This is a genomic window from Streptomyces sp. CNS606 (genome assembly GCF_000426325.1).
Genome location: NZ_KE384522.1, coordinates 1 through 24622, shown reverse-complemented (window position 1 = coordinate 24622; position 24622 = coordinate 1). Strand labels below are relative to the sequence as shown.

The 24622-nt window shown below is 73.9% G+C and carries 10 protein-coding genes; 8 read left to right on the top strand and 2 right to left on the bottom strand.

Annotation, left to right across the window (positions count from 1 at the left end; genetic code table 11):
• Nucleotides 1-96: 96 nt before the first annotated feature.
• From K304_RS0124810 to K304_RS0124785, 6 genes are read left to right on the top strand one after another with little or no spacing between them, the layout of a single operon-like run.
• Nucleotides 97-1095, top strand: a complete 999-nt coding sequence (locus K304_RS0124810; protein ID WP_027765911.1) for an ABC transporter permease — start codon at nt 97-99, stop codon at nt 1093-1095.
• Entirely contained in the window at nt 1092-2198 is a 1107-nt protein-coding gene (locus K304_RS0124805) for an ABC transporter ATP-binding protein (protein WP_027765910.1), read from the top strand. The genes K304_RS0124810 and K304_RS0124805 overlap by 4 nt, the downstream gene beginning before the upstream one ends.
• A gap of 14 nt (nt 2199-2212) precedes the next feature.
• Nucleotides 2213-3442: a dipeptide ABC transporter ATP-binding protein gene (locus tag K304_RS0124800; protein ID WP_106965674.1), complete on the top strand. Its 1230-nt coding sequence runs from the start codon at nt 2213-2215 to the stop codon at nt 3440-3442.
• The gene (locus K304_RS31155; protein ID WP_051308822.1) at nt 3439-5040 is read left to right on the top strand and encodes an MFS transporter; all 1602 of its coding nucleotides are present in this window, start codon (nt 3439-3441) and stop codon (nt 5038-5040) included. The genes K304_RS0124800 and K304_RS31155 overlap by 4 nt, the downstream gene beginning before the upstream one ends.
• The gene (locus K304_RS34250; protein WP_027765908.1) at nt 5022-18710 is read left to right on the top strand and encodes a hybrid non-ribosomal peptide synthetase/type I polyketide synthase; all 13689 of its coding nucleotides are present in this window, start codon (nt 5022-5024) and stop codon (nt 18708-18710) included. The genes K304_RS31155 and K304_RS34250 overlap by 19 nt, the downstream gene beginning before the upstream one ends.
• Nucleotides 18707-20248 (top strand): condensation domain-containing protein, encoded by a 1542-nt coding sequence (locus K304_RS0124785; protein WP_027765907.1) that lies wholly within the window; start codon nt 18707-18709, stop codon nt 20246-20248. Before K304_RS34250 ends, K304_RS0124785 begins: the two co-directional genes overlap by 4 nt.
• Before the next feature lie 19 nt (nt 20249-20267).
• Here K304_RS0124785 and K304_RS0124780 read toward each other — a convergent pair whose 3' ends face one another.
• Together K304_RS0124780 and mnmA are read right to left on the bottom strand one after the other, a co-directional pair.
• Complete coding sequence (locus K304_RS0124780; protein ID WP_037792040.1) at nt 20268-21083, bottom strand: thioesterase family protein; 816 nt, start codon at nt 21081-21083, stop codon at nt 20268-20270.
• Between the two features lie 23 nt (nt 21084-21106).
• Nucleotides 21107-22294, bottom strand: coding sequence for a tRNA 2-thiouridine(34) synthase MnmA (mnmA, locus tag K304_RS0124775; RefSeq protein WP_486591800.1), 1188 nt, complete (start codon nt 22292-22294; stop codon nt 21107-21109).
• Nucleotides 22295-22356: 62 nt separating this feature from the next.
• Here mnmA and K304_RS0124770 point away from each other — a divergent pair, with 62 nt between their 5' ends.
• Both K304_RS0124770 and K304_RS0124765 read left to right on the top strand, forming a co-directional pair.
• Complete coding sequence (locus tag K304_RS0124770) at nt 22357-23079, top strand: peptidoglycan recognition protein family protein (RefSeq protein ID WP_027765904.1); 723 nt, start codon at nt 22357-22359, stop codon at nt 23077-23079.
• 377 nt (nt 23080-23456) lie between these two features.
• Nucleotides 23457-24368, top strand: a complete 912-nt coding sequence (locus K304_RS0124765; protein ID WP_027765903.1) for an aminoglycoside phosphotransferase family protein — start codon at nt 23457-23459, stop codon at nt 24366-24368.
• Nucleotides 24369-24622 lie beyond the last annotated feature (254 nt).

The window sequence follows — 24622 nt, the reverse complement described above, 5'->3', positions numbered from 1 at the left end:
CGCCGCTAGGCACGAAGGGCAGGTGAGGGCCGTGCTGGCGGCCCGGCGAGCCCCGGATCATCTCCGGGGCCGCCGGGCCGCCCCGGGCCGAGAGCAGTGCTCACTTATCTCATCAGGCGGTTGTTCGCCGCCGTAGTGTTGCTGGTCGTCGTCGTACTGGCGGTTTTCAGCATCTTCTTCCTCATCCCGAAGTGGACGGGAATCGACCCGGCCACGATGTACGTCGGCAAGGTGACCGACCAGGCGGCACTGGAGGGGGTCCGGGAGAAGCTCCAGCTCGGCGATCCGATCCTGGTGCAGGTCTTCGAGTTCTTCAAAGGCATCCTCGTCGGCCGCGACTACGTCGGCGGCGGCTCGGTGACCCACTGCCCCGCCCCGTGCTTCGGCTACTCCTTCAACACCGAGCAGGCGATCTGGCCCCAGCTCACCGACCGGTTCCCGGTCACCTTCGCCCTGGCCATCGGCGCGGCCGTGCTGTGGATGATCATCGGGCTCGGCGCCGGCGTGCTCTCGGCCCTCAAGCGCGGCACCCTCTGGGACCGCGGCGCCATGGTCTTCGCCCTCGGCGGCGTCTCGCTCCCCATCTACTTCACCGGCCTCATCTCGCTCGCGGTCTTCGCCGGCAGCCTCGGCTGGGTACGCCGCGACTACACCCCGCTCGAGGACAGCTTCACCGCCTGGTTCAGCGGCATGGTCCTCCCCTGGGTGACGCTGGCCTTCCTCTTCGGCGCCATGTACGCCCGCCTCACCCGCGCCACCATGCTCGAGGTGATGGGCGAGGACTACATCCGCACCGCCCGCGCCAAGGGCGTCCGCGAACCCGTCGTGATCCGCAAGCACGCCATGCGGTCGACGATGACGCCCATCCTCACCCTGCTGGGCGTCGACCTCGGCATGCTGATGGGCAACGCGATCCTGACGGAGACCACGTTCAGCCTGCCCGGCCTCGGCCAGGCGGTGCTGCGGGCCATCGACCAGCGCGACCTGCCGCTCATCCTGGGCGTCACGCTGATCACCGCCCTCGCCGTCGTCGTCGCGAACCTCGTCGTGGACCTGATGTACGGCGTGATCGACCCGCGAGTGAGGCTGGGATGACCGACCTGAACAAGACCGGCGCGACAGTCGGCGAGCCCCTCTCCGGCTCTGCCGCGTCCGCCCCCTCGACGTCCTTCCTCGAGGTCCGCGACCTGCACGTGCACTTCCCCACCGAGGACGGCCTGGTCAAGTCCGTCGACGGGCTCAGCTTCACGCTGGAGAAGGGCAAGACGCTCGGCATCGTCGGCGAGTCCGGTTCCGGCAAGTCCGTGACCTCGCTGGGCATCATGGGCCTGCACACCGTCGGCCAGTACGGCCGGCAGAAGGCCCGCATCTCCGGCGAGATCCTGCTCGAGGGCACCGACCTGCTCTCGGCCCCGCCGGACGAGGTGCGCAAGCTGCGCGGCCGCGAGATGGCCATGATCTTCCAGGACCCGCTGTCGGCCCTGCACCCGTACTTCACCATCGGGCACCAGATCGTCGAGGCGTACCGCATCCACCACGACGTGGACAAGAAGACCGCCCGCAAGCGGGCCGTGGAGATGCTCGACCGCGTCGGCATCCCGCAGCCCGACCAGCGCGTGGACAGCTACCCGCACGAGTTCTCCGGCGGCATGCGCCAGCGCGCCATGATCGCCATGTCGCTGGTCAACAACCCCGAACTCCTCATCGCCGACGAGCCGACGACCGCCCTGGACGTCACCGTCCAGGCGCAGATCCTCGACCTCATCCGGGACCTTCAGAAGGAGTTCGGCTCCGCCGTCATCGTCATCACCCACGACCTGGGCGTCGTCGCCGAACTCGCCGACGACATCCTGGTGATGTACGGCGGCCGCTGCGTGGAGCGCGGCACCGCCGAGAAGGTCTTCTACGAGCCGCAGCACCCCTACACCTGGGGCCTCCTGGGCTCGATGCCGCGCATCGACCGCGACCAGACCGAACGCCTCATCCCGGTCAAGGGCTCGCCGCCCAGCCTGATCAACATCCCCGACGGCTGCGCCTTCCACCCGCGCTGCCCGTACGCGGACGTCCCCAAGGGCAACGTCACCCGCACCGAGCGGCCGGACCTCCGCGAGGTCGACGGTGGCCACTGGTCCGCCTGCCACATGTCGCAGGAGGACCGGACACGCATCTGGAACGAAGAGATAGCGCCGAAGCTGTGAGCGAGGACGAGCAGATGACGACTTCCGAGCAGCCGGACACACTCGGGTCGGCGACGCAGGCCGCCACCCTCACCGAGGACCCGGCCCCCGGCGAGACCCTGCTCCGCGTCCAGGGCCTGAAGAAGCACTTCCCCATCACCAAGGGGCTCCTCAAGCGGCAGGTCGGCGCCGTCCGGGCGGTCGACGGCATCGACTTCGACGTGCGCGCCGGGGAGACCCTCGGCGTGGTGGGCGAGTCCGGCTGCGGCAAGTCCACCATGGGCCGGCTCATCACCCGCCTCCTCGAACCCACCGGCGGCACCGTCGAGTTCGAGGGCCGCGACATCACGCACCTCGGCACGGCCGGCATGCGCCCGCTGCGCCGCGACGTGCAGATGATCTTCCAGGACCCGTACTCGTCGCTCAACCCGCGGCACACCGTCGGTGCGATCGTCAGCGCACCGTTCAAGCTCCAGGGCGTCAAGCCGCAGGGCGGTCTCAAAGCCGAGGTGCAGCGGCTGCTCGGCGTCGTCGGCCTCAACCCGGAGCACTACAACCGCTACCCGCACGAGTTCTCCGGCGGCCAGCGGCAGCGCATCGGCATCGCCCGCGCGCTCGCCCTCAACCCCAAGCTGGTCGTGGCCGACGAGCCGGTCTCCGCACTCGACGTCTCCATCCAGGCCCAGGTCGTCAACCTGCTGGACGACCTCCAGGACGAGCTCGGGCTCACGTACGTGATCATCGCCCACGACCTGTCGGTCATCCGGCACGTCTCGGACCGCATCGCTGTGATGTACCTGGGGAAGATCGTCGAGCTGACGGACCGCCAGTCGCTCTACAGCGCGCCGATGCACCCCTACACCCGGGCACTGATGTCCGCGGTGCCGGTGCCCGACCCGCGGGGCCGCGCCCGGCGCGGCGCGGAACGCATCCTGCTCCAGGGCGACGTGCCCTCCCCGATCAAGCCGCCGACCGGCTGCCGGTTCCACACCCGGTGCTGGAAGGCCACCCGGGTGTGCAAGGTCGAGGAGCCGCCGCTGGTCGCGCTGCGCACCGGCCACCAGGTCGCCTGCCACCACCCGGAGGACTTCGAGGACCAGCGGCCGGACGACACCGTGCTGCTGACCGCCGCGGAGAAGGCCGCCGACCAGGCCGTGTCCGAGGCCGCCGACCAGAGCGCGGTGAGCGCGGCGACCAAGGAGGCCCTCGAGGAGGCTCACGAGCAGGCGCAGGTGGAGTCGCAGCAGGTCGACAAGAACAGATGACGGGAACTCCGGGACGGGACGGCGGCGCCGTCCCGAAGGCCGGACGCCGTCGGCGCGGGAGGTTACTCGGCAGAGGGCGGCCGGCCCTCTCGCTGGGCCGGCCCTTCCACGCCCTCGTCGTCAGCAACGCGGTCTCGTCCTACGGCACGTACCTCAACCTGGTCGCGCTCAACCTGTACGTGCTGGAGACGTCGAGCAGCGCGCTGTCGCTCGGCCTGTTCCTCGTGCTGCGCATAGCCTCCTCGGTCCTCTCCGGGTACGTGGCGGGGCGGATCGTGGTGCGGTTCGACCGCGTCCGTCTGATGATCGGCGCGGATCTCTGCCAGGCCTCGGCCCTGCTGGTCTTCCTGCTGGCGCCCGGGGCGGCGCAGGCCGTGCTGCTCTACGTGCTCGCCGCCGTCATGGGCGGCGGTTCCACGCTCACCGGGGTGGCCCGGCGCCACGCCGTCCCGGACATCGTCGGGCAGGAGCTGCGGGTCCGGGCCAACGGGCTGCTGGTCACGGGGCGTTCGCTCGCCATGATCCTCGGGTTCGCCTCGGCCGGACTCGTGGTGGCGGGAGCGGGCTACACCACTGCGTTCCTGGTGGACGCCGCGTCGTTCCTGGCTTCCGCCCTCGCCCTCACGGCGCTGGCACTGTCCGGAGCCGCCCCGGCCGCCCGCAACGGCGAACGGGCCGAGGGCGACGGCGGTGAGACCGGCGGCGCCCGGGGCGGAGCGGACCGGGCGCGGGCCGCACGGGGGCGCCCCGGCACCCGCAACCCGGTCTCGCCGTCCGCCCTGTGGCGGTTCGCTCCGGCCGTGCTCTGCCTGATCCTGGTCCGTGCGGTGGACAACATGGGCTCCGCCGCGCACCAGGTGGGCCTCCCCGTGTACGCGGAGCAGATCGCGCCCGGGGACGCTGCCGCCTTCGTCGGCCGTTTCTACGCCGTCTGGGCCGTGGGCTGTCTGCTCGCCCACCAGCTGGTCTCCCGGCTGCGCACGGTCTCGCGGTGGGCGGGAGGAGGCTCCGACGCGTCCGGCAGGCCGGGCGGGGAGCGCGCCTTCGCCGTCGGTACCTGCCTGATGTCCGGCTTCTTCATCCTGGCGTTCGCCGACCTGCCCGCCGTCGCGCTCATGGGTGTGGCGATCGCGGCGGGCGTCGCCGACGGCTTCACCGAAATCGTGTACCACTCGCGGCTCCAGGCCCTCCCCGAGGTGCAGCGCGGGCGTCTGCTCGGACTCGCCGCGATGGCCGAGACCGGCGCCCTCGGCGCGGGCACAGTGCTGTGGGCCTCCCTGCTGGACCACCACACGCCGCTCTCCGTCGTGGCGACGGCGCACGGCGTCGCCATCGCGCTGGCGCTGCTTTTCCTCCTGGCGCTGCGCCGCCTGCCGCCGCCCGCCGCCCCCGCCGAGGGTCCGGACGGCACCGACGGCAAGCACGGCACAGGCGGCACGCACGGCACAGGCGCCGCCGGCGCCGAAGACGGCGGCACGGACGGGGCGGCGGCAGCCTTGTCCCGCCCGGCCGCGGACAAAGCCCCGACCGCTGGGCCGGACGACCGGCCGGGCGACCACCCACCTCGGAAACGGGAACGATGGACACCGACGACATGACCCGGCTCGAGGCACGTCTGCGCGGCATACGGCACGTCCTCGACTGCGCCCTCGTTCCGCACCGGACGGCGGTCCTCGCCTACGTCGTCCCCGACGGCCGGGCGGACTTCGCGCGGTTGCGGCGCCAGGTCACGGCCGCCGCGCTGCAGCACGGCGTCACCGCGCACGCCGTGCTGGTCGACGACGTGCCCCGCCTCCCCGACGGAGGGGTGGAGCACGCCGCACTCGAAGAGGTTCCGGTACTGGACGAGGCGCTGCTGGCCCGGTACCGCGACACGTGCCGGACCGCGGGCCGGCACGTCGAGGTCACGCTCGCCCCGCTGCGGCGGGAACGGCCCCGCGTCGAGCCCGCGGAGCCGCACGCCGCACACGTGGCGGAAGCCGCCCCGCCGTCGGCCTCCGGGGGAGCCGGCGGCGGCCCCGGAGGCCCCGACGGGAACCCGAAGCCCGCCGCGCTCAGCCACGGCCCGGAACTCCACCTCGTGGCCGACCTCCCGGGCACGCTTCCGGAAGCCCTGGTGCGGACCGCGGCGGAACGCCCGCACGCCGGTCTCCACCTCGCTCTGGAACCGCACCGCACCGTCTTCGTCGGCTACCCCGACCTCCTCGACCGCGCCCGGCGCATGCTCGGCGGGCTGCGCGCCGCCGGGCTTCGCCCGGGCGACCGCGCCATCCTCCAACTGCCCACGCTCGACGCCTACTTCCCCGCCCTGTGGGCGTGCCTGCTGGGCGGCATCGTGCCCGTCACGGTGGCCCGGCCGCCCGGGTACGAGACGCGGAGCGCCGTACTGGAGAAGCTCTGCCACGCCTGGGAGACGCTGCGGGAACCCGTGGTGCTCTGCTCCGGGCCGGCCGTCGACGGAGTGCGGGCGCTGCCCGCGCTCTACCCCGTGCACGGTGTGCGGGTGCTGGACGCCGACGAGCTGATGCAGGCCGAACCGGTCTCCGAGGTGCACCGGCCGGATCCGGAGGAGACCGCCCTGCTGCAGCTCTCCTCGGGCAGCACCGGACGCTCCAAGGCCATCCGCATCACCCACCGCGGTGTGATGGAGTACGTGGCCGGCGCCCGTGCGCAGGACGTCGCGCCGCAGCACACGACCGTCAACTGGCTCCCGCTCGACCATGTCGCCGGGCTGCTCATGTTCCACCTGCGCGACACCGTGCTCGGCTGCGTCGCCGTGCACACCCCCACCGAACTGGTGCTGGCCGACCCGCTGCTCTGGCTCGACCTGCTCGAGCGGTACGCGGCGGCACACAGCTGGTCTCCGAACTTCGGCTTCAAACTGGTCGTCGAGGCCCTGCGGCGGCACCCGGACCGGCGCTGGGACCTGACCTCGGTCCGGTCGCTGATCAACGCCGGAGAGCAGTGCACCCTTCCCGTCGTCCGCGACTTCGTGGACGCCACGGCGCCGTTCGGTCTTCGCGCGGACGGCGTGCTGCTGGCCTGGGGGATGGCCGAGACCTGCACCGCCATCTGCTACAAGCGCTTCGGCACGCCCGGGGCCGTCACCCGGGTGCGCAAGTCGTCCCTCTCCACGGACCTGGAGTGGGTGGGCGAGGACGTGCCCGGGCACGAGCGGACCACGTTCCTGAGCATGGGGCCGCCGACGCTCGGGGCGAGCTTCCGCATCTGCGACGACCAGGACCGGGTCCTGCCCGAAGGCCGCATCGGCAGGCTCCAGGTCCGCTCCCACCGCGTCACCCCCGGCTACGTCGACAACCCCGAGGCCGACGCCGAAGCCTTCCGCGGCGACGGCTGGTTCGACACCGGCGACCTCGGTTTCCTCCGGAACGGCGAACTCACCCTCACCGGCCGCCGCAAGGAAGTCATCATCGTCAACGGCAGCCACTACTTTTGTCATGAACTGGAGGACGTGGTCGGCGCGGTCGACGGCGTACGGGCCGGCTCCGTCGCCGCCTGCGGAGTGCCGGACCCGGAGACCGGCAGCGAACGGCTCGTCGTCTTCTTCGTACCGGAAGGAGACGCCGCCCCCACCGACCGCGCCACCGTCGGCCGCACCCGGCGGGTCACCGCGCAACTCGCGCGGCGCTTCCAGCTGGCCGGCACGCAGGCGGTGCCCGTCCCCGCCGCCGAATTCCCCAAGACCACCAGCGGGAAGATCCAGCGGACCGACATCCGCCGCCGGTACCTCGACGGAGCCTTCGACGACGTGCTGCGCACCCTGAGCCTCGGCGCCGACGACGCCCTCGACGTACCCGACGCGGTGCACCGCGCCGTGTGGGAAGAGATGCCGGACGGCCCCGGGCACGCCCCGCCCCCCGACCCCGGCACCACGCTGATCGTCGCCGACCGGGAAGGCCTGGCGGCACGACTGACCGCGCACGGCGCGGCGTTCGAGGCGGCCGCCGTCGCCGCACACGGCAGCGCCTACACGCGCACCGGCCCCGGCCGCTTCACCCTCGACTTCGCCGACCCCGGTCACTGGAGAGCCCTCTGGCACGATCTGCGCGCCGAGGACCGGACGCCCACCACCCTGCTCCACCTCGCCGGCTACGCGACCCTCGACCTCGCCGCCCCGGACGACGCGGATCTGCCCGCCGCCCTCACTGCGGCGGGCCCCGCGCTGGTGCTCGCCGGGCAGGCCCTCCTGGAGCACACCGCGGCGGATGCCGCGCGCGTTGTCACGGTCAGCCGCGGACTGCACCGGATCACCGGCGGCGAACCGGTCGGCACCCCCGGCGCGCTCACCGCGGGCGTCGCGGTGAGCCTCGCCCTGGAGACGCCGGAAGCCGACGTACGCCACCTGGACCTCGCCGGCGCCACCCCGGAACAGGACGCGACGGACCTGTGCCGCGCGCTCGCCGCACTGCCCCACGGCCCGGGAGGACGGTCCGGGCCGGTGGAGACCGCGATCCGCAACGGCCGCAGCCACCGCAGGCGCCTGGTGAAGGTCCGCATCGACACGCCGCCGTACGGCGAGCCGGACCAGCCCCCGTACGCCGACGGCGCCTGCCTCGTGGTCACCGGAGGACTGGGCGGCGTGGGCACCGAGGTGCTCACCGACCTGCTCGGCCGAGTCCGGCTCCGGCTGCTGGTGCTCGGCCGCACCCCGGTGCCCGAGGACGCGGCCTCCGGTGCCGCCGCCCGCGCCCTGGACCGGCTGCGAGCGCTGGGCGGCGACGTCCGCTACCGCGCCGTCGACGTCACCGACCGCGCCGCCGTGACCGAGGCCGTGGCCGAGGCCGAGGCGACGTGGGGCCGACCGCTGGACGGCGTGCTGCACCTGGCCGGTGCCTTCGACGCCGTGCTGCTCCGCGACGAGGACCCGCACCACTGGAGGGCCGCGACCGCGGCGAAGACCGTCGGCGCCGTGCACCTCGCCCGGCTCGTCCGCGAGCGGCCCGGCGCCCGGTTCGTGTCCTTCTCCTCCCTCCTGACGGCCGCCCCCTCCGCGGCGTCCGGCTCCTACATCGCCGCGAACCGCTTCCTGGAATCCCTCGGCGACCAGCTGACGTCCGTGGGAGCCCCCGGGCACTGCCTGGTGTGGGGACTGTGGCGAGGCGTCGGCATGAACCGCGACAGCGCGTGGGAGGAGGCCGCCGCCCGGCGCGGGCTGCTCGCGCTCAGCGCCGCCGAAGGACGCCGCCTGGCCCGTACGGTGCTCGCACACCGGCCGGACCGCTACTTCGTCGGACTGGACGAGACCTCCCCGGCACTGCGAAGCCTGGTCCGGCCGGAACGGCCCGCCGCCCTCGAGGTGCCCCAGGCTTCCCGGACCGCGGGCGACGCGGGGGAGCTGCCGCCCCTGCGCGACCTGCGCGGCCGCGAGGTGCCCGTGCCGGTACGAGCGGCGGGCCCCGCCGACGAAGAGGCCGCGGCGGCCGCCGCACCAAGCGTGCGGGACGCGCCGCCCCCCGCCGCGCCGCCCCCGGCGGCCCCCGGCGACGGCCGCTCCCGGGACGCGGACCGGACCCGCATACGTGAGCTGGTGCTGCACGCCCTGACGGAGGCGGCAGGCCACGGCATCGACGAACGACGCCCGTTCTACGACGCCGGACTCGGCTCCATCCAGCTGATGCGCGCTCACGGAGCCCTCGAACGCGCCCTCGGCCGCGAACTCCCGCGCACCCTCCTCTTCCAGCACCCGACGGCCGTCGAACTCGCCGAACATCTCGCCGCACAGGGACAGCCCGTTCCCGGCCCCCCGGAACCCGCCCCGGGCACGGCGGACGACCGCCGGATCGCCGTGATCGGCATGGCCGGCCGCTTCCCGGGCGCCCCCGACCTCGACGCCTACTGGCGGCTCGTCACCTCCGGAACGTCGGCACTGCGCCGCTTCACCCCCGCGGAACTGTCCGCGGCCGGGGTGACCGAGGAACAGCGCTCCCACGCCGACCACGTGCCCGCCGGCGGCCCGCTGGAGGGCACCGACCTGTTCGACGCCGCGTTCTTCGGCATCAGCGCCCGCGAGGCCGCGCTGATGGAGCCGCAGCAGCGCCTCCTGCTGGAGGTGTGCCACGAGGCGCTGGAGGGCGGCGGCTACGCCGGCGTGCCGGAGACCACGCGCGTCGGCGTCTTCGCGACCACGGGCATGACCCTGCACGCCCTGCAGACCTACCTGCTCAACAACCTGGCACCCACCCAGGACACCCGCGACCCCGTGACCGCGCTCCAGGTCGCCATCGGCAACCAGCCCGACTTCGCGGCCGCCCGCGTGGCACACCGCCTGGGGCTGCACGGGCCGGCCGTGGGCGTGCAGACCGCCTGCTCAAGCTCCCTGGTCGCGGTGCACCTGGCCGTCCAGTCGCTGCTGTCCGGCGATGCCGAACTGGCCCTCGCCGGAGCCGGCGCGGTACACGTGCCCCAGCACGCCGGCTACCCGTACGTACCGGGCTCGATCCTCTCCCGCAGCGGCTCCTGCCGTGCCTTCGACGCCGCCGCGGACGGCACCGTCGGAGGCAACGGAGTGGCCGCCGTCCTGCTCAAGCGCCTCGACCGGGCGCTCGCCGACGGCGACACGGTGCACGCGGTGATCCTCGGTTCCGCCGTCAACAACGACGGCGCCGGAAAGGTCGGCTTCACCGCCCCCGGCATGACCGGGCAACGGCGGGTGATCTCCGGCGCCCTGCGGACGGCGGGCGTCGGAGCAGACACCGTCGGCTACGTGGAGGCCCACGGCACCGGCACCGCACTCGGCGACCCGATCGAGTTCCAGGCGCTCGTCGAAGCGTTCCGGGAGACCACCGACCGGGCCGGGTTTTGCGCCCTCGGCTCGGCCAAGCCGGCCATCGGCCACCTCGACACCGCGGCCGGCATGGCCGGGCTGATCAAGGCCGTCCTGGCACTGCGCCACGGCTGGATACCGCCGCTCGCGGGATTCACCCGCCCCCACCCCGCCCTCGCCCTCGACGGCAGCCCGTTCTACCTGCCCGCCACCGGCCGGCCCTGGGAGCGCGGCGCCACACCCCGCCGGGCAGGCGTGAGCGCCCTCGGCGTGGGTGGCACCAACGCGCACCTGATCCTGGAGGAGCCCACCGAGACGGCGCGTCCCGACCCCGCACCGGACGGCACGAGCGAGGGCCCGGGGCTGCTGCCGCTCTCCGCCCGCACCGCACCGGCGCTGCGGGAACTCGCCGCCGCCTATCGTGACCGCCTTCGGGAGGACCCGCCGCCGCGCCCCGCGGACGTCTTCGCCACCGCCGCGCTCCGCCGCCCCCACCACGCACACCGGATGACGGCCCTGGGCACCGGCACCGAAGAGATCGCGCGGGCACTCGACGACTTCCTCGGCACCCCCGCAGGAGGCCCCGGCGTCGCCCGCCCCTCCTGGGCCGACGGCTGCGCCCCGGACGGCGGAGCCGGGCCGGTCGCTCTCGTCTTCTCCGGGCAGGGAACCCAGCGCCGCGGCATGGCCCGCGCCCTCCACCACCGCTTCCCGGTCTTCCGGGAGGCCGTCGAGGAATGCGAGCAGCTCTACCGCGAGATCTGGGACGGCAGCCTCACCGAAGCGCTGCTCGCCGACGACCCCCAGGGCACCGAGGACGTCTGGACCACCGACGTGACGCAGCCGGCGCTGTTCACGTTCGAGGTCGCGCTGTGGCGGTTGTGGGAGTCGCTGGGCGTCCGCCCGCACCTGCTGGCCGGCCACAGCGTGGGCGAGTACGCCGCACTGCACGCCGCCGGCGGGCTCGGCCTCGCCGACGGCCTGTACCTGACCGCGGCGCGCGGCCGACTGATGCGACGGCACTGCCCGCCGGGCGCGATGGCGGCGGTCCAAGCCGACCGTAGCGCCGTCGGCGTGGCCACGGCCGGCCTTCCCGACGTGGAGATCGCCGTGGTCAACGCGGTGACGCACCACGTGCTCGCCGGCCCCGAGGCCTCCGTGGCCGAGGCGGCGCAGCGGCTGGAGACCGCCGGACACGCGGTCCGCCCGCTGCGCGGCGACCGCGCCTTCCACTGCTCCCTGGTGGAACCGATGCTGGAGGAGTTCCGCTTCCACCTGGAACAGGTCGAACTGCGTCCCCTGCGGACCCCGGTGGTCAGCAACGTCGGCGGTGAACTGCTGCCCGCCGGACTGCTGCCGGCCGCCGGGCACCTGCTCCGGCACACCCGGGAGACCGCGGACTACGCGGCGGTGCTCGCCCGCCTCGACGCCGAGGGCACCGCCCTCTGCCTGGAGGCCGGGCCGGACGCGACCCTCACCGCCATCGCGCGACGCGCCGGGACGGCGGCGCACTGGACGGCGTCCCAGCCCCGCCGCGAGCCGGGCACCGGCGGCCTGCTGCGGGCCGCCGCCGAGCTCCACTGCCGTGGAGTCGCCCTGGACTTCAGGGGGCTGGTCCGGGCCGAGGACCCCGGCCGCCACGTTCCCCTCCCCACGCACCCCTTCGCCCGTACGTCCCACTGGATCAGCGCCGGAGCGGGCACGCCTCCGGCCGGAGGCACGCCGATGACGAACGACACCGACCCGACGCCCCCGGCCGACGCCGCCGCCCCGGCGGACCGGTTGGAGGCCTCGCTCACCCGGCGGGTCCGGGAGCTGGCCGCCGACCAGCTCTCCCTCGCCGTGGACGACGTGCCGCCGGACGCCGCGTTCTTCGACCTGGGCGCGGACTCGCTGCTGCTCATCAACATGATCCGCCGCCTGGAGAAGGTCTTCGACGTGCGGATCGCCATGCGTGAGCTCTTCGAGGAGGCCGACACCCCGGAGCGGCTCAGCGCGGTCCTCGCCGAGCGGATCAGCCCGGAACGGGCGAGCGAACTCCTCGGCGCGGACACCGCCGTGCCGGCCTCCGCAGCACCGGCACCGGCACCGGCCTCGGCACCGGCCGCGGCACCGGCACCGGCATCGGCCGCGGCACCGGCACCGCCGGCCGCCCCCGCTCCCGCCGCCGTCTCCACCCCGGCTCTCCCCGCGCCGGTTCCACCCGTCGCAGCGGACACGGAGGTCGGCAGGCTGGTGGAACGCCAGCTCGATCTGATGTCGGGCTTCTCGCGGCTGATGGGGGACCAACTCGCCCTGCTCGGCGGCGCGGGCATCGTGCGCGGTCCCGTCGCGGGGGCGTCCGAAACACCGCCGCAGCCGTCCGTCCGGCATGCCGACCGCACCCCTCATCCCGCCCCGGAGACCCCGGCCGTACCGGAACCCGAGCCCGCACCCCGTTCGCCGCAGACACCCGCGGAGGCGTCGCCGGGGCGGGCCACGTCCGCATCCACGGCTCTCGGCCCCCGGGTCAGCGTCCCGCGCACCGCCGGTATGGCCGCCGGGAGACTCACCGACGCACAGCGGGCCCACGTCGAGGATCTGACCGCCCGGCTGACCCGGCGCACCGCCACCTCCAAGGAACTCACGCAGAAGCACCGGCGGGTGCTCGCCGACAGCCGCGCCGTGGTCGGCTTCCGCAGCGCCACCAAGGAGATGCAGTACCCGCTGGCGGCCCGGTCCGCGCGCGGGGCGCGGCTGGTGGACGTCGACGGCAACCCGTACGTGGACATCACCATGGGCTTCGGCGTGCTGCTGTTCGGCCACGAACCGGACTTCGTGGACGAGGCCGTACGCCGCCACCTGTCCGGAGGGCTGCGCCTCGGACCGCGTAGCGAGGAGACCGGCCGGACCGCCGAACTCCTCGCCCGCATCACCGGGTTCGACCGCGTCGCCTTCGCCAACTCCGGCACGGAGGCGAACTCCGCAGCGATCCGTCTCGCCCGCTCGGCCGTCGGCCGCGACACCGTCGTCATGTTCCGCGGCTCCTACCACGGCCACGCGGACAACGTGCTCGGCCAGCCGGTGGTGGAGGACGGACGGCGGACGACCGTTCCGGCCTCCTCCGGCATTCCGGCCGGCGCCGTCGGCGACCTCGTCGTCCTCGACTACGGCGCGCCCGAGTCGCTGAACACGATCGAGGCGATCGCCGACCGGGTGGCCGCCGTGCTGGTCGAGCCGGTGCAGAGCCGCCACCCCGGGCTGCAACCGGGAGAGTTCCTGCACACGCTGCGCCGGATCACCCGGCAGCACGGGATCGTGCTGCTCTTCGACGAGATGCTCACCGGCTTCCGGCCCCATCTCCAGGGCGCTCAGGGCGTCTTCGGCGTCACCCCCGACCTCGCCACCTACGGCAAGGTACTCGGCGGCGGCTACCCGGTCGGTGCCATCGCGGGCCGCGCCGACCTGATGGACGGCATCGACGGCGGCCACTGGTCCTACGGCGACGACAGCTACCCGCCGCGCGACACCACCTTCTTCGGCGGCACCTACATCCAGCACCCCGTGGCCATGGCCGCGGCGGAGGCCGTGCTCGGTCGGCTCGAGCAGGCCGGTCCCGGCCTGCAGGACGACCTGAACACCCGCACCGAACGGCTGACCGGCAGCCTGAACCGGTACTTCGAGGACGAGGAGTTCCCGGTCCGCATCGCCCGCTTCGGGTCGATGTTCCGCTTCGAGTACCGCGGCAACCTGGAGCTGTTCTTCCACCACCTGCTGCTGCGCGGGGTGTACGTGTGGGAGTGGCGGAACTTCTTCCTCTCCACCGCCCACACCGACGACGACCTCGCGTTCCTCGAACACGCCGTGCGGAACGCCCTGTGGGACATGCGCCGCGGCGGATTCCTCGTCCCGCAGGGGGCTGCGCGGCCCGTCCCCGCCTACGCGCCGCCGCTGCCCGTGCCGCACGTGCCCGAGCCGCCGCAGCACACTGCCGCACCGGTGGCGGAGGGTTCGCCGGTCGCCCCCCGGCCGCGGCAGGAGTCCGCCGGCGGCCGTCCGCTTCCCGCACCGCGCCGCGGCGAGCTCCGGTCCAAGGCCCCGGGCGCGCCGGACTTCAGCCTGTATTTCTTCGGCGACTACCCGCGCGAGAGTGAAACCGACGACAAGTACGCCATCGTCGTGGACGGCGCCCGCTTCGCCGACCGGAACGGCTTCCACGCGGTGTGGCTGCCGGAACGGCACTTCCACTCCTTCGGCGGCGTCTTCCCCAACCCGGCCGTGCTCGGCGCCGCGCTGGCCCGCGAGACCAGCCGCATCCGTATCAACGCCGGTAGCGTCGTGCTGCCGCTGCACCATCCGGTACGGGTCGCCGAGGAGTGGTCGGTCATCGACAACCTCTCCGGCGGCCGGGTCGGCATCGGCTGCGCGAGCGGATGGCACGCCAACGACTTCGTGCTCCGGCCGGAGAACTACGGGCGGCACAAGGAGGTCATGTACGACCACCTGGACACGGTCCGGCGGCTGTGGCGGGGCGAGGAGATCACCGCGCCGAACGGCCACGGCGACGACGTGGCGGTGCGCCTCTACCCCCGCCCGGTTCAGGAGATGCCGCCCTTCTACACCGCGATCGTCGGCAATCCGGACAGCTACCGGCAGGCCGCCCGGAACGACCTCGGCGTCATCACCAACCTGATGACGCAGTCCGTGGAGGACCTGGCGGAGAACATCGCCCTGTACCGGAGCGAGCGCGCGGCGGCCGGTCTGGACCCTGCGGCGGGACGCGTCGTCGTGCTGCTGCACAGCTACCTCGGCGCCGACGAGACACGCGCGCGAGAAGAGGCGCTCCCCGCCTTCAGCCGCTACATGCGCTCCTCCCTGTCCCTGTTCGGCCAGGTCGGCAACAGCCTCGGAATGGAGATCGACTACCAGAACACCCCGGAGGACGACCTGGAGTTCCTCCTCGAACGCGCCTACCGGCGCTACTGCGAGTCCCGCGCCCTCATCGGCACGCCCGACGGCGCCGCGAGGGTCGTGGACTCCGTCCTCGCGGCAGGCGTCGACGAGATCGCCTACTTCGTCGACTTCGGCGTCACCCCGCAGCAGGCCCTGGACAGCCTGCCGTACCTCGACCGGCTCCGGCGCAGGTACCAGGAGCCGGAGTCCGGCCCGGCGGCGCAGACGGAACCGGCACCGCAACCGGAACCGGAAACTGAAAGGCAACCGGAACCCGAGCAGGCGGGCGAGCCGCTGACGTTCGCCCAGCAGCGCCTGTGGTTCCTGGACCGCATGCACCCCGGCCTCACCGCGTACAACGAGTGCTCCGCCGTCCGCCTGGAAGGACCGCTGGACGTCGAGGCGCTGCGTGCCGCCGTCCACCGCGCCGTCGAGCGCCACCCCGCGCTGCGCTCCGTGTTCCGCGAGGTCGAGGGGGAACCCCGCCTCGTGGTCACCCGCACGCCGCACGCCGGCCTTCCGCTGCTGGACCTCGCCACCGACGACGCCGCGCGGGGCGCGGCACCGGAAGCTGACGAGGCCGAGGAACTGGAGCGGATCGTGGCGGAGGAGTGCGCGCACTCCTTCGACCTGGGCCGCGGCCCCCTGCTGCGCACCCGGCTGCTGCGGTTCTCCCCGCACCGGCACGTCCTCGTGCTCACCGCTCACCACCTCGTCTTCGACAGCGTGTCGGCCGAGGTGCTCACCCGCGACCTCGGTGAGCTGTACTCCGCGGCCGTCGAGGGCCGGCCCGACCGCCTGCCCGCACCCGCCGGCGACGGCCGCCACGCGGAGCGGGAACGGCAGGCACTGGCCTCCCCCGAGGGGCGGCGCAGCCTGGCCCACTGGCGCGACCGCCTGGACGGCGCCCCGCCGTACCTGGAGCTGCCCGCCGACCGGCCCCGCCCCGCTGCGCCCACCGGGCACGGCGACTCGGTCCACCTCCGGCTGGACCCTCAGCTCACCCACGCCGTGCGTGCCCTGGGCCGCGAACGCCGGGCCACCGCCTTCATGGTGCTGCTGACCGCCTTCTACGCCACCCTGCGGCGCTTCACCGGGCGGGACGACCTGGTGGTGGGCACACCGGTGGCCAACCGGCCGCCGGGCACCGAGGAACGCGTCGGATTCTTCGTCAACACCCTCGCCCTGCGCACCGACCTCGGCGGTGATCCGACTTTCCTGGAGGCCCTGGGCCGGGTGCGGGACACCGCCTTCGACGCGTTCGAGCACCAGGAGTGCCCGTTCGAGGAAGTGGTGCGGGAACTCGAACCGGAACGCGACCCGGCCCGGGCACCGATCGCCCAGGTCTTCCTGGAGTACGAGACCAAGCCGGTGCTGGAGATGGACCTGCCCGGCGTCCGGGCCACCGCCGTGGACCTCCGACTGCGCAAGGCGCCGTTCGACCTCACGCTGTTCCTGACCGACCTGGAAGACGGGCTGCGCTGCCGCGCGGAGTACAGCACCGACCTGTTCGAAGAGACGACCGTGCGGCGCTTCCTGGACTGCTTCCGGCAGATCCTCGCCGCCGCCGCCGACGATCCGGGACGCCCGCTCTCCGCGCTGAACATTCCCATGCCCGAGGACCGCGAGCTGCTGGCCCGCACCGAGGCCACCCCCGCCTACACCGGCACGCATGACGGGGCGGAGCCCGGCGAACCGGTGCACCACCGGGTGCTGCGGCGCGCCGCGGCGCAGCCGGACGCACTCGCGGTGCGGTGCGGCGACACCCGGCTCACCTACGGCGAACTCGCCGCCCGGTCCGCCCGGACGGCCCGCACCCTGCTCGACCTGGGGTGTGCACCGGGCGACGTGGTGGGCGTGCTGCTGCCCCGCGGCCCCGCACTGGCGGCGGCCCTCCTCGCCGTGGCGCGCACGGGCGCCGCGGCCCTCCCGCTCGACGTGAGCCACCCCTGGCAACGGCACGCGTCCATGCTGGCCGAGAGCGGCGCCGTCGCCCTGCTCACCGACGAGCCGTACGCGGACCACTTCCCCGGCGCCGAGTACCCCGTCCTCACCGTGACCCCCGGCTCCCACGAGGACGGCGACGCGGGCCGGGACGGCGACGGCGACCTCGTGCCGGACGAGGCGGCCTCCGGACCGGAAGCACTGCTGTGCGTGCTCCACACCTCCGGCTCCACCGGACGGCCGAAGGGCGTGGGTATCCGCCACGGCGGCATGGCCAACGTGACCGACTGGCACCACCGCGAGTTCGGCACGACCGCCGTGGACCGGGCCGCCTGGATCTCCAGCCCCGCCTTCGACGCCTGCGGGCTGGAGCTGTGGGCGCACCTCGCCGCGGGCGCGAGCCTGCACGTCGTTCCCGAAGAAGTGCGGGCGGACCCCGAGGCGCTGCGCGACTGGCTGGTCGCGGAACGGATCACCAGCACGTTCTTCACCACCCCGCTGGCCGAACAGCTGCTGGCGGCGCGATGGCCGCAGGACGCCGCGCTGCGGCTGCTGATCACCGGCGGCGAACGGCTCCGCAGCTGGCGCCCGGACGGCGCGCCGTTCCGGCTGGTCAACATCTACGGGCCCACCGAGAACACGGTCGTGTCGACCTGGACCGAGGTGCCCGAGCGCGGCACCCGCTCCGGGGCACCGTCGATCGGACTGCCGGTGCCGGGGACCCAGGCGTTCGTCCTGAACGACGAACTGGACGGCGTCCCGGTGGGCGTCGCCGGCGAACTGTACGTGGCCGGCGCCCACCTGGCGGCGGGCTACGTCGGTCAGTCCGAGCTCACCGGGGAGCGGTTCCTCAAGGACCCGCACGGACGCGTCGCCGGACCGCTGTACCGCACGGGTGACCTGGTCCGGCGCCGCAACGACGGCATGCTGGAGTTCCTGGGCCGTGCGGACCGCCAGGTCAAGATCCGCGGCCACCGGGCCGAACCCGGGGAGGTGGAGCAGGTGCTGACGGAACTTCCGGGCGTGCGGGAGGCGGCCGTCGTCGCCCGCACCGACCGGGACGGAGCGCCCTACCTGGTCGCCCACGCCGTCCTCGACGGCGGCCCGCCGAACCCGGCCGGGGAGGAGCGGACACGCACCCGGCTCGTGCGCGCCCTCGGCGACCGGCTCCCCGACCACCTGGTGCCGCGTGCCTGGGTGTTCCCGCCGTCCCTGCCGAAGGGGTCCAGCGGCAAGGTCGACCGGCTGAACCTGCCGCTGCCGGACCTGTCGTCCGACGCGGGCGACGCCCCGCCGCGTACCGACCTCGAACGGCGCCTGCACGACCTGTGGGCCGCCGAACTCGGACTGGCGCGCCTCTCGGTGGAGCGCTCCTTCTTCGACCTCGGCGGGCACTCGCTCAACGTGGTGCGGCTGCTGAACCGGATGCGGGCCGCGCTGGGCACGGAGATGTCGGTGCTGGAGTTCTTCCGCGCGCCGACCGTACGGGCGGCGGCCGACCGGATGACCCGGGAGGACCCGGTCCCGACGGAGGCCGACATCCCCGCCGGGCCACCGGAGCAGAGCGCAGCCGCGAACGGCGATGCGAGGGTGAGGGGCACGATATGACCGTCGACGCTCTCACCGACCTGCTCGGAACGCTGCGCGCCCGCGACGTCCGGCTCCACCCGGACGGCGACAGCCTGCACTACGACGCGCCCGAGCACGCGATGACCGGCGACCTGCTGGAACGGCTGCGCACGCACAAGGCCGGCCTGCTGCGCCGGCTCGCCGCGCACGCTGACGAGCCGCCGGTCGAGTCCAGCGGGCCCGCCACGTACTTCCAGCGCCGCATGCACGCGCAGCACCACGCCGGCAGGCTGCCCGCCGGGCTGAACGTCGCCCAGCGCATCGAATTGACCGGCCCACTCGACGTGAACGCCCTCGGCCGCGCCCTGACGGCCCTCACCGCCCGGCAGGGCACACTGCGCTGCCGCCTGGTCCAGTACGGCGAGGAACTGGTGCAGGAGGTGCTGCCCGTCTCACCGGTCCCGCTGCCCGTCACCGACCTGTCCACCCTGCCACCCGGGGAACGGGGCGCGGTGGACGACGACTGGGTGCGGCGCACCGCGGGCGAACCGTTCGACCTGGCCGTCGCGCCGTTTCTGCGCACCGCGCTGCTCCGCCGCGGCCCTCAGGAGTGGACGTTCCTGCTGGTGGTCCACCACATCGTGATCGACGGCTGGGGCCTGGACGTCCTGCTGCGCGACCTGACCGCCCTCTACACGGCTGCGCTACGTCACCCCGGCGACGCCCCGCCCACCGACGAGCAGGCCTCCCTGCCCCCGCTCGCCGTCACCTACCCCGACGTGGGCCGCTGGCAGCGGGACCACCTCTCCGGCCCGCGGGTCCGGGAATTGCGCGCCTACTGGGACGAGGAACTCGCGGACGCGCCGTTCGACCTCCCGCTTCCGCTCGACGTCCCCCGCCCCGAGCGCCACACCAACCGGGGCGCCACGGTGGAGTTCACCGTCCCCCCGGACCTGTCGGCCGAGGTGGAGGCGCTCGCCCGCCGACGGGACACCACGGTCTTCACCGTGATGCTCAGCGCGTACGGCACCCTGCTGTGCCGGCTGAGCGGCCGCCCGGAGGTGGTCGTCGCCTGCAACATCGCCAATCGCATCCGGCTGGAGCACGAGCCGCTCGTCGCACCGTTCACCAACAACGTGCCGCTGCGGCTGCGTTCCGGCGGGGACGGGGACCCCGTGGTGCCCGTCGACGCGGCGGCCCGCGCGTTCTTCGGCGCCGCCGCACACCAGGATCACCCGCTCGCCCTGCTCCTGGAGGACAGGGCGGCCCGGGGCCGGCCGGCCGACGACCGGTTCCCCCAGGCCGTCGTGGTGATGCAGAACCAGGCGGCGCCCGCACTCGACCTGCCGGACGTGGCCGGCGAGGTCCACGACCTCACCGTCGACGGCATGCGCTCGGAGGTCTGCCTCGTCCTCGTGCCGGAGACGGACCGGATCCGGGGCCATCTGCGGTACGCCCGGGACCTGTTCGACGCGGCGACCGCCGAGAGCTGGGCCACGGCCTACGTCGGCCTGCTGCGGGAGGCCGTCACCGAGCCCCGGGCACCGCGTGCGACGACCGGGCCCCCCACCACCTGACGCGGGCCGCGCGCCGGCGTCAGCCCCGTACGGCGCGGGCCAGCTGGCGTGACTGGGCGACCAGCCGGTCCGCGCTGTCCCAGACCTCGGCGTCCTCCTCCAGGAAGCCGCCGGCCAGGTTCCGCGTGCTGAGCGCCACGCGCAGCGGTCCCGGAGCGGGCAGCGCCCGCACGTGCGCGGTGAGTTCGACGGTCGGCACCCAGCCGCCGATGCCCAGCTCGAACGCCGTGGGCGGCAGCGCGTCGACCGTCATCAGCAGCGACAGCGGATCCGGGTCCCGGCCGTCCGCCAGGCCGAACCAGGCCCGCATCTCACCCTTCCCGGACGGCGCGCCGACCGCCCAGCCGACCGTGGCCGGGTCCAGCCGCATGTCCAGCCGGTCCGCCATCGCCGGCGACGATCCGCTCGGCGCGTGCTCCGACCCGAGGCAGTGCTCGTACGGCGGCATCTCCGGCGGCTTCGCGGCCGTCCGCACGTCCTCGGACAACGTCGCCAGGTCGCCGTACGTCGCCAGCACCCGGATGCGCTCGACCTCCCGGCCGTCGGGGCCGGTCTGGAACAGCGAGGCCGCGCCGGTGGACAGGGTGCGCCCGGCGCGTACGGTCTCCGCCCGTACGGTCGCCGGCCCGGCCGCCGTGGCCGTCAGGTAGTGCGTGCTGACCGTGAACGGATGCGGGTGCGGCATCGTGTCGCCGAGTGCACGGGCCATCGTCGCCAGCAGGTAACCGCCGTTGAGGGCGCTCCCGATGGCCCATCCGCCGGACAGGTCGGCGTCGTACACGCCCGGCTCCCGCAGAGTGACGGCGGTGTCCCGGTCGAACTCGCTGAGGCTCATGCGTGCACCGTACACCGCAGTTGTTACCGGTGGGTAGGCACCGCGCGCTCGGTGGTGGCGATGGTCGCCGAACCGACGACCCGCGTGCCGTCGTACAGCACGATCGCCTGCCCCGGGGCGACGCCGCGCACCGGCGCGTCGAACCGCACCCGCAGCTCGTCCCCGGCCCACTCCGCCGCCACCGGCGTCTCCCCGCCGTGCGCCCGCAGCTGTGCGGTGTACCGGCCGGGACCGCGCGGCGGCGTCCCGCACCACCGGGGCCGGACCGCGGTCAGACCCGCCACGTCCAGCGCCGCCGCCGGCCCCACCGTGACCGTGTTGTCCACCGGCGAGATGTCCAGCACGTACCGCGGCTTGCCGTCCGCCGCCGGATGACCGATCTTGAGGCCCTTGCGCTGGCCGATCGTGAAACCGTAAGCACCCTCGTGCGAGCCGACCTTCGTCCCCGCCTCGTCCACGATGTCGCCCTCCGCGCGGCCCAACCGGTCCGCCAGGAACCCGCGGGTGTCGCCGTCGGCGATGAAGCAGATGTCGTGGCTGTCCGGCTTCTTCGCCACCGCCAGACCGCGCCGCTCCGCCTCCGCCCGGATCTCGTCCTTCGTCGTCAGCGTCTCGCCCAGCGGGAACATCGCGTGCGCCAGCTGCCGCTCGTCCAGCACCCCCAGCACGTAGCTCTGGTCCTTCGCCTCGTCGCTCGCCCGGTGCAGCTCACGCGAGCCGTCCTCCCGCACCACGACCGTCGCGTAGTGACCCGTGCACACCGCGTCGAAGCCCAGCGCCAGCGCCTTGTCCAGCAGGGCCGCGAACTTGATCTTCTCGTTGCAGCGCAGGCACGGGTTCGGCGTACGGCCCGCCTCGTACTCGGCGACGAAGTCCTCGACCACGTCCTCCCGGAAGCGCTCGGCCAGATCCCACACGTAGAACGGGATGCCGATCACGTCCGCCGCGCGGCGCGCGTCCCGCGAATCCTCCAGCGTGCAGCAGCCGCGCGCACCCGTACGGAACGACTGCGGGTTCGCCGACAGCGCGAGGTGCACGCCGGTGACGTCGTGCCCGGCCTCGGCGGCGCGGGCGGCGGCGACCGCCGAATCGACACCGCCCGACATGGCGGCCAGCACCTTCAGCCGCCTCGGCGGCGCGGACCGGCTCGGCGGCGCGGACCGCCTCGACGGCGCGGTGGTCTCGGTGGGGACAGCGGGGGAGTCAGACATAACCCCTCCAGGGTACGGCCCGCCGTGGAACCGAACGGGGTCCCGTCCGCGTTGTTCCGGCCGTGAGCCGCACCACAGAATCCCAGTCCGGATCCTCCCGCCGCGCCGACGGCCGTCACCAGCAGCGCCGCCGGGGGCCCGGCCGCGGGCCCGGTCGCCGCGCCGTCGTTCTCGGCGCCGTCGCCGCGACACTCGGCGGCGCCGGCTACCTCGTCCACGAGGACCTCGAACGGTGGTGGTGGCGGATGCCCGGCAACCAGCGCGACCGTGAGCCCGGCGCCGTCGACCACCCCGGCGCCGAATGGGTGCCCGCCTCCGAGGAGAACTACAACCTCGCCGACCGCCCGTACGACTGGGAGATCGACAAAATCGTCGTCCACGTCGTGCAGGGAAGCTACGCCGTGGCGCTCAAGGTCTTCCAGGACCCGGAACACGGCGCCGCCGCCCACTACGTCGTGCGCGCCGAGGACGGGCACGTCGCGCAGACGATCCGGGAACTCGACGTCGGCCACCACGCCGGCAACATGGAGTACAACCGGCGCAGCATCGGCATCGAGCACGAGGGCTTCGTCGACCGGCCCGAGGGGTTCACGGACGCGATGTACGAGTCGTCGGCGAAGCTCGCCGCCGGCATCTGCGCCCGGTACGGCATACCCGTCGACCGGGAGCACATCATCGCCCACCACGAGGTGCCGGGGGCCGACCACACCGACCCGGGGCCGCACTGGGACTGGGACCGGTACCTGTCGCTCGTACGGCGCGCCACGGCTTCTCGGCGGGGGTGACGGGGGTGGGGGTGTTGGGGCTCGGTGTGGGCGCGGGGCGGTGGCTGGTGTGTGTGGGTGCGGGTCGGGGGCGTGGGCTGCGGTCCGGGCCGACGACCCGGAAACCCATGATTTACGGGCCGCGTTCTCGGCGAACGGTGGGCACGACTCGTATTTCGCGGCCCACAAATCACGGGCAAGTGTTTCCGGGCGCATCGACCCTGCCCTCCGCCCACGCCCCCTCACGTCCCCTGCCGCCGCCCCCGGCCCACCCCCGTGCCCCTGGGAGAGGGGAGGTTGCAAGGGGTGCCCGGCGCAGGACCGTACCCTCCCCCCCCCGGGCGACCCCTGGGGAAGTGTCGGCGCTTGCGGGCCGGGGCTCGCTAGGGTCGCACCGCATGGGACACGGGGAGATCGACATCGATGCGGGACTGATCCGGGACTTGCTTCGGGAGCAGCATCCGGACTTGGCCGGGCAGCCGTTGCGGCTCGGGGCGCGGGGCTGGGACAACCAGTTGTGGCGGCTGGGGGAGGACCTGGCTGTCCGTCTGCCGTGGGCGACGGAGTCCGCGGACGAGCTGCTGCGCAAGGAGCATGCCTGGCTTCCGGCTCTCGCCCCGCACCTTCCGCTGCCCACTCCGGTTCCGCAGCGGCTGGGGGAACCCTGCGAGCGGTTTCCGCGGCCGTGGATCGTCACCACCTGGGTGCCGGGGGAATCTGCCGACCGTGCGCCCGCCACGACCGGAATCGGTGCGGCCGACTCCTTGGCCGCCTTCCTGACGGCTCTGCACAAGCCCGCTCCCGCCGGGGCCCCCGTCGGTCTCCGCGGAGGTCCGCTGGCCGACCTGGCGGAGGGGTTCGACCGGCATCTTGCTACGGCGGACGGGCTGGGGCTGATCCCCGAGCCGGACGCCGTCCGCGCGATCTGGGAGGACGCCGCCGCCGCGCCCGCATGGGACGGGCCCGCGCTGTGGATTCACGGCGACCTGCATCCGGCCAACGTCCTGACCGCAGGCGGCACCTTCTGCGGGGTGATCGACTTCGGTGAGCTCTGCGCGGGAGACCCCGCCTGCGACCTCGCTGCTCCGTGGGTGCTGCTGCCGGACGGCGCCGTCGACCGGTTCTACGGTGCCTACCGGCCGACCCCGGACGCGGCGACCCTGCGGCGCGCCCGCGGCTGGGCGGTGCTGCGGGCCCTGGTATGCATCCTGATCGGCGATGCCGGAGTCCACGGCCGTCCAGGCGGCAAACCGTCCTGGGGCCCGCCTGCCCACGCCACCCTGCGCCGCCTCACCACGACGGCCGGCTGAGAGCCCACCTTCTGCGGTGCCCGGCCCATGTCCAGGCGTCTTCGCCAGGGCTCCTCGGAGGGCTTACTCCCCTCGGGAAGGTGCCTCCGGTGACTTCCCCCGGGGTCGCCCGGGGGGAGGGTACGGTCCTGCGCCGGGTTCCCCCTCGCCTTTCCCTTCCCCAGGGGCACGGGGGTGGGCCGGGGGCGGCGGCAGGGGACGTGAGGGGGCGTGGGCGGAGGGCAGGGTCGATGCGCCCGGAAACACTTGCCCGT

Coding starts and splice junctions, on each gene's coding strand:
- K304_RS31155 (WP_051308822.1), top strand. CDS start 3,439: ATGACGGGAACTCCGGGACGGGACGGCGGCGCCGTCCCGAAGGCCGGA.
- K304_RS0124785 (WP_027765907.1), top strand. CDS start 18,707: ATGACCGTCGACGCTCTCACCGACCTGCTCGGAACGCTGCGCGCCCGC.
- mnmA (WP_486591800.1), bottom strand. CDS start 22,294: ATGTCTGACTCCCCCGCTGTCCCCACCGAGACCACCGCGCCGTCGAGG.
- K304_RS0124765 (WP_027765903.1), top strand. CDS start 23,457: ATGGGACACGGGGAGATCGACATCGATGCGGGACTGATCCGGGACTTG.
- K304_RS0124800 (WP_106965674.1), top strand. CDS start 2,213: ATGACGACTTCCGAGCAGCCGGACACACTCGGGTCGGCGACGCAGGCC.
- K304_RS0124780 (WP_037792040.1), bottom strand. CDS start 21,083: ATGAGCCTCAGCGAGTTCGACCGGGACACCGCCGTCACTCTGCGGGAG.
- K304_RS34250 (WP_027765908.1), top strand. CDS start 5,022: ATGGACACCGACGACATGACCCGGCTCGAGGCACGTCTGCGCGGCATA.
- K304_RS0124805 (WP_027765910.1), top strand. CDS start 1,092: ATGACCGACCTGAACAAGACCGGCGCGACAGTCGGCGAGCCCCTCTCC.